Raw genomic sequence first — 6,143 nt, forward strand, 5'->3', positions numbered from 1 at the left:
ACCGCGTTCATGTCCGGCATCCCCGGCGAACTGCTCCAGGCCGCCCAGATGGACGGCGCCGGACCCGCACGCACCTTCCGGTCGATCGTGCTGCCCATGAGCCGCAACGCCGTCGTCACCGTCTCCCTGTTCGCCTTCCTGTGGTCCTGGTCCGGCTTCGTCTTCGCCAACACCCTCGCCAACGGCGGTACCCACGAGCCGATCACGCTCGGCATCTACCACTACATTGGCAACAACAACCAGCAGTGGAACGCCATCATGGCCACCGCCGTCGTGGCCCCGCTGCCGGCGACGGTGATCCTCGTCGTCGCCCAGCGCTATGTCGCCGCCGGTGTGACCACCGGCGCCGTGAAGGACTGACCGGCCGTGCCCGTCGAAGAAACGAGTAGCCCTTCCATGACCGCAGCCCGCCCCGGCCCGGCGTTCTCCCTCCACGACATCCCGTTCAGCACCCGCGGCTCCTGGTTCGGTGTCTCCCCGGTGCTGGCGGAGAAGACATACGCCGAGGACCTCCACCTGGTCTCCCACCAGAACGGCATGCACCCCGTCCTGCGTCTCGCCCCCGAGGCACCGACCGACATCACGGCGACACCGAGCCTGCTCACCTGGAGCGGCCCGAACGGCCGGATCGACCTCGTCTACGAGTCGCCGGCCACCCTCCGCCTGCGCGGTACTGGGCTCGGGCTGCGCGTCACGGCGGCAGCGCGCACCCTCACGCCGTTCACCGGCACGTACTTCTACCGCGACCCGGTCGACGGATCCCACGTCTTCACCTCGTACGAGACCGGCCGCCGCTACCGGATCACCGTACTGTCCGGCGGCGTGGGCGAGTTGACGGGCGGTCAGGCCCTTGGCGAGGCCGAGCGCGGCCTCACGCTCGGCGGGGACAACTGGGAGGCGGCCGTCGAGGAACTCGACACGGCACGCCGTCCCTACGCTCTCTCGGCGGCCTTCGAGGAGGTCGTGACCGCGGCCGAGCGGGCCTTCGCGGCCTTCGCCGACGCCGTCGCTCCTTGGCGCTCAGCCGACACTCCGGCGGCCGAACTCGCCGCGTACGTCCTGTGGTCGGCGACGGTCGACCCGGCCGGGCTGGTCACCCGGCCCGCCGTGTTGATGTCCAAGCACTGGATGGACAAGGTCTGGAGCTGGGACCACTGCTTCAACGCCCTTGCCCTGGCGCCTGGTTCGCCCGAGCTGGCCCGTGACCAGTTCCTGCTGCCCTTCGACCACCAGGACGAGAGCGGGGCGCTGCCCGACTCGGTCGCCCACTCGGAAGTCCTGCGCAACTTCGTCAAGCCGCCCATCCACGGCTGGACCCTGTCCCACCTGCGCCGCCGACTCCCTGAACCCCTCACTCGTACCGAACTCGTTGAGATCTACAGCAGGTTGAGCCGCTGGACGGCCTTCTGGCTCACCGCACGCCGGGCCCCGGACGCCGCCCTGCCGCACTACCAGCACGGCAACGACAGCGGCTGGGACAACGCCACGACCTTCGATCCGGAGCGCGTGGTCGTCACCGCCGACCTGGGAGCCTTCCTCAGCCTTCAGCTGCGTGAACTAGCGGAGCTGGCAAGGGAGTTGGACCTCGCCGACGAGGCCGCCGGCTGGACTCGTGCCGCGGAGGCGACTCAGGCGGCCCTGTTCGACGAACTCTGGGCGGGGGACCGGTTCATGGCCCGGGGCGCCGACAGCGGCGACACCTGGAGCAGCTCCAGCCTCCTCGACCTGATGCCGATCGTGCTGGGCGCGCGTCTGCCCGATAACGTTGCCAAGAACCTGGCCGCCCGGATCGAGGCCCATCTGACCCCGTACGGGCTGGCCACCGAACTGCCCACCTCGCCGCACTACCGCCCGGACGGCTACTGGCGCGGCCCGATCTGGGCCCCCGCCACCGTCCTCGTCGAGGACGGCCTGCGCCGCAGTGGTCATCGCCGTCTCGCCGACGAGATCAGTGCCCGCTTCCGGGCCCTGTGCGAAACCCACGGCTTCGCCGAGAACTTCGACGCCCTCACCGGTCAGGGCCTGCGCGACCGCGCCTACACCTGGACCGCGGCCGCCTATCTCCTCCTCGCCGAGGCCCACACACTCCGCAACGTCGACTGAACATCGCCCCCTGTCCCTCACCGGCAGGTACAGCCTCAAGCCGGAGTTCCGGGCGCTGCCGACGCTGTTGCCGACCGCTCCACGGTGGCCCCGAACCGTCGGCCGGCCAGACCAACTCCGGGGAGACACAACGCACTTCGCCGGTCACGTCATGGCCCGCAACTCAAGGCGAAAATACAGGCGCCCTCACCGGATCACCCGTCTACGGTGGTCCGGTGAGGAACGACCGACGCGTCCGCCGTCTTGTCGTGGACGGCACCGTCTGGCGCTGGACCGTCCGGCAGCGGGTGAGGCCCGTCTACGCCGACTGCCGCCTCGCGCTCTCCCTCTTCACGGAAGAGCCCGCGCTGGGCGGCCGGCGCCGGTTGTCCCTGGTCTTCGCCCCGACCCCGACCGGAGCCATCTCGAACTGCTCCTTCGAGTCGGGCACAGTGGTCCGTCTCCCGGACCGCAGCCATCTCAACCTCTACGAGCCGGGCACGGTCCGCCGCTTGCTGGAGGCCGCACTGGAGCTCCACCCGCCGAAAGGGAACGTCGACGTGGACGGCTGGCCCTGTTTCTCCGCCGTCGTGGACCGGGGCACGGCCTTGAACGCCACAGGTGCGCCGCCCCTGAGACCATGAGTGCGTTCGGTGGGTCAGGAAATGAGCGTGAAACTCGCCCGGTAGACATAGCCCGGCATGGCGGGGCTCCACGCGAAGCCGTGCCCCATGGTGAGGGTGCCTGTCGCTCCGTCGGGATGGTCCAAGTCGTTCATGACGTAGCTGATGGAGTACGAGACCGTGGCCGGGGTCGACCCCGACCACTCGTAGCAGCTGAGCGTCTCCGGGTGCTCGTCGAAGTCCTTGACGGCCGTGGGGGTGTCCGGACTGAGGTAGATGTGGCGGATGTACTGCGGAAGCGCGGACCAGTCCTGGCAGACGACCTCGGTCGTCTGGGTGTCGGCCGAGGCGATGGGGGCCGGTACCGTCAACGGGACGCCGAGGGCGGCGACAACGGCCAGCAGGACAGCAGATCTACGCATGGTCAGCTCCGTGGCTACGTCGATGGGCCACTCATTGTGACAACGGCCGCCGCCTTCCACAGGGCGGATTCGAGCCCCTGTGATGGAAAGACGGGGCTCACGTCTGCGACTGCGGGATGCGTACGAGGGGGGAGGTGGCCGACCTCGCGGAGCAACTATGTGATCTGCCACTGAACCGCGTCGCTCGTGGATTTGCCGAGAGGTCGAGGCCATCGTGGGGCCATGTGCTGGAGTGCGACGGCCGACCTCGCCGCGGGAGCCGGGATCGCGTGCGTCGGTGTGGCCTGCGTGGCACGGGTACGGCGGCCCGGCGATCTCCCGATGGCCGCACTGCCTTTGCTGCTCGGCGCCCATCAGCTGGTCGAGGCCCGGGTCTGGCAGGTCGGCGGCGGCACCGGCCCGGCCACGGTCGCCTGGACCGTGATAGCCCTTCCGCTGCTCGCGCTCTGGGTACCGGTGGCCGTGCTCTGTGCGGCGCCTCGTGATGCGGTCGCCCGCCTGACGCTCCCCTTGGCGTCGGGCATCGCGACCGCCACCGTGATGTCGTATGCCCTCGCGACCCGTCCCGTGCGGGCCGAGATCCGCGGCCACACCGTCGGTTACGTCATCGGCCTGCCGCACGCCGAAGCACTCGTCGTCGGCTATCTGCTGGCGACGATCGGCGCGCTGCTGCTCTCCGGCGACCGCGGGCTGCGTGGGTTCGGCGGCCTCGTCGCAGTGGGTGCGCTGGGGTGCTGGGCGCTGTGGCGGCTGGAGTTCGTCTCGACCTGGTGCGCGTTCGCCGCGGTGTCCTCGCTGGTCGTGTTCGGGTGGGTGTGGCGGCGGAAGCGTGCCCCGGAGTCGGCGACGGGTCGGCTCTGACCTCGGCGTATGGAACGTGTTCCACGCACAAAGATGCGTCAGTACGTCGTTGACCGGCGATCCGCCCCGGGGACAGGCTGGTGCGCGGGGGCGGGACGATCAGAGAGGAGGGTGCGTGGGCACCCAGGAAAGCGCGGCACTGCAGGGTGTGCGCATCGCCGACTTCTCCCGCGTTCTCGCGGGGCCCTACGCCACCATGCTCCTCGCCGACCTCGGCGCCGACGTGGTCAAGGTGGAGCGGCCCGGCATCGGGGACGAGACCCGGGCCTGGCATCCGCCGGCCGACGAGGACGGCACCTCGACGTACTTCCTGAGCGTCAACCGGAACAAGAGATCCGTCGTCCTGGACCTCGCCACCGAGGCCGGCCGTGAACAGGCCCGCGCCCTGGTCGCCGAGTCCGACGTCCTGGTGGAGAACTTCCGCCCCGGCACAATGGAACGACTGGGCCTCGGCCCCGATGAACTCCTCGCCCGGCAACCGGAGTTGGTCTACTGCTCGATCAGCGGCTTCGGCGCCGGCGCGGGCGCCGCGATCCCCGGATACGACCTCCTCGTCCAGGCCGTCGGCGGACTGATGAGTGTGACCGGAGACGCCGACGGTGAGCCGACGAAGGCGGGTGTGGCCCTGGTCGATGTGATCACCGGTCTGCACGCCTCTCTCGGCATCCTCGCCGCCCTGCGGCACCGCGACGCCACCGGGGAAGGCCAGCGAGTCGAGGTGAACCTGCTCGGCTCCCTGCTGTCGGCCATGGTCAACCAGGCATCGGCGTTCGCCGTCGCCGGAGTGGTGCCGGGCCGGCTCGGCAACGCGCACCCCAGCATCGCCCCGTACGAGACCCTCCCGACCGCCGACCGCCCGATCGCGCTCGCGGTGGGCAACGACCGCCAGTTCGCGGCACTCGCGGATGCGGTCGGAGATCCCGGCCTCGCCCTCGCCGCCCGCTTCCGCACCAACGCCGACCGGGTCGCCCACCGTGCGGAACTCCGTGACATCCTCGGCGAACGGTTGGGTGACGCCGGTGCGGACCACTGGGCGGCCGTCCTGCTGGCCGCGGGCGTTCCCGCCGGACCGGTCAACACCCTCGACGAGGCCTTCGCCTACGCCGACAGGCTCGGCCTTCCCGGGATCGTCGACATCCCCGGCGACACAGCGGCGGGCAGACCCTCCCGCCAGGTGGCGAACCCCATCGCCCTGAGCCGAACACCCGCCCAGTACCGTCTGCCGCCCCCGAGCCTGGGCCGGCACACCGCGGATGTCCCGTCCGACACTCACTCCTGGAGCACACGATGAGCGGCGCCAAGCCGATGAAGGACCCCCTCGACCTGATCGACCTCTCCTCCATTCTCAGCGACGAGGAGCGCGAGATCCAGGCCACCGTCGCCAGGTTCCTCGCCGACCGGGTGCGCCCGCATATCGGCGAGTGGTTCGAGAACGCGCACTTCGCCCGCGAACTCGCCCCGGAGTTGGGCAAGTTGGGGGTGCTGGGCATGCATCTTGACGGGTACGGCTGCGCGGGTACCAACGCGGTCTCGTACGGTCTGGCCTGTCTGGAGTTGGAGGCGGCGGACTCGGGTTTCCGCAGTTTCGTCTCGGTGCAGGGTTCGCTGTCGATGTTCTCGATCTGGAAGTGGGGTTCGGAGGAGCAGAAGCAGGAGTGGCTGCCCCGGCTCGCCGCCGGTGAGGCGATCGGCTGCTTCGGCCTGACCGAGCCCGACTTCGGCAGCAACCCGGCCGGGATGCGCACCCGGGCCGTCCGCGACGGTGGCGACTGGATCCTGAACGGCTCCAAGATGTGGATCACCAACGGTGGCATTGCGGACGTGGCCACCGTCTGGGCGCAGACCGAGGACGGCATCCGCGGCTTCCTCGTGCCGCGCGGCACACCGGGCTTCACCACGCAGGACATCAAGCAGAAGATGTCCCTGCGCGCCTCCATCACCTCGGAGCTGTCCTTCGACCACGTACGGCTGCCCGACTCGGCGCGGCTGCCGCACGCGCAGGGCCTGCGGGGACCGCTGTCCTGTCTGAACGAGGCCCGCTTCGGCATCCTGTTCGGCGCCGTCGGCGCGGCCCGCGACTCGCTCCAGGCGGCCATCGAATACGCCGACTCGCGCGTCCAGTTCGACAGGCCCATCAGCGCCTTCCAGCTCACCC

Annotated in this window: 7 protein-coding genes; 6 read left to right on the top strand and 1 reads right to left on the bottom strand. The window is 70.1% G+C overall.

What is annotated here, in order from left to right; genetic code table 11:
- The 3 genes from ACWC09_RS51935 to ACWC09_RS51945 form a co-directional block, all read left to right on the top strand.
- Positions 1-360 (top strand): carbohydrate ABC transporter permease (locus ACWC09_RS51935; protein WP_450859240.1); only part of this gene is annotated, 360 nt, incomplete at its 5' end.
- A gap of 36 nt (positions 361-396) precedes the next feature.
- Entirely contained in the window at positions 397-2,103 is a 1,707-nt protein-coding gene (locus tag ACWC09_RS51940) for an amylo-alpha-1,6-glucosidase (RefSeq protein WP_450859242.1), read from the top strand.
- Between the two features lie 215 nt (positions 2,104-2,318).
- On the top strand, positions 2,319-2,726 hold the full coding sequence (locus ACWC09_RS51945) for a hypothetical protein (protein WP_450859244.1): 408 nt from the start codon (positions 2,319-2,321) through the stop codon (positions 2,724-2,726).
- Positions 2,727-2,740: 14 nt separating this feature from the next.
- On the opposite strand, the gene ACWC09_RS51950 is transcribed toward ACWC09_RS51945, so the two are convergent.
- Positions 2,741-3,127: a hypothetical protein gene (locus ACWC09_RS51950; RefSeq protein ID WP_450859245.1), complete on the bottom strand. Its 387-nt coding sequence runs from the start codon at positions 3,125-3,127 to the stop codon at positions 2,741-2,743.
- Between the two features lie 222 nt (positions 3,128-3,349).
- On the opposite strand from ACWC09_RS51950, the gene ACWC09_RS51955 reads away from it, so the two are divergent.
- The 3 genes from ACWC09_RS51955 to ACWC09_RS51965 form a co-directional block, all read left to right on the top strand.
- Positions 3,350-3,988, top strand: coding sequence for a DUF6629 family protein (locus ACWC09_RS51955; protein WP_450859246.1), 639 nt, complete (start codon positions 3,350-3,352; stop codon positions 3,986-3,988).
- Between the two features lie 115 nt (positions 3,989-4,103).
- On the top strand, positions 4,104-5,279 hold the full coding sequence (locus ACWC09_RS51960; RefSeq protein WP_450859248.1) for a CaiB/BaiF CoA transferase family protein: 1,176 nt from the start codon (positions 4,104-4,106) through the stop codon (positions 5,277-5,279).
- Positions 5,276-6,143 (top strand): acyl-CoA dehydrogenase family protein (locus tag ACWC09_RS51965; RefSeq protein WP_450859250.1); only part of this gene is annotated, 868 nt, incomplete at its 3' end. The genes ACWC09_RS51960 and ACWC09_RS51965, both read left to right, overlap by 4 nt.

The organism is Streptomyces sp. NPDC001617, from assembly GCF_053596855.1.

Coding starts and splice junctions, on each gene's coding strand:
- ACWC09_RS51950 (WP_450859245.1), bottom strand. CDS start 3,127: ATGCGTAGATCTGCTGTCCTGCTGGCCGTTGTCGCCGCCCTCGGCGTC.
- ACWC09_RS51955 (WP_450859246.1), top strand. CDS start 3,350: ATGTGCTGGAGTGCGACGGCCGACCTCGCCGCGGGAGCCGGGATCGCG.
- ACWC09_RS51940 (WP_450859242.1), top strand. CDS start 397: ATGACCGCAGCCCGCCCCGGCCCGGCGTTCTCCCTCCACGACATCCCG.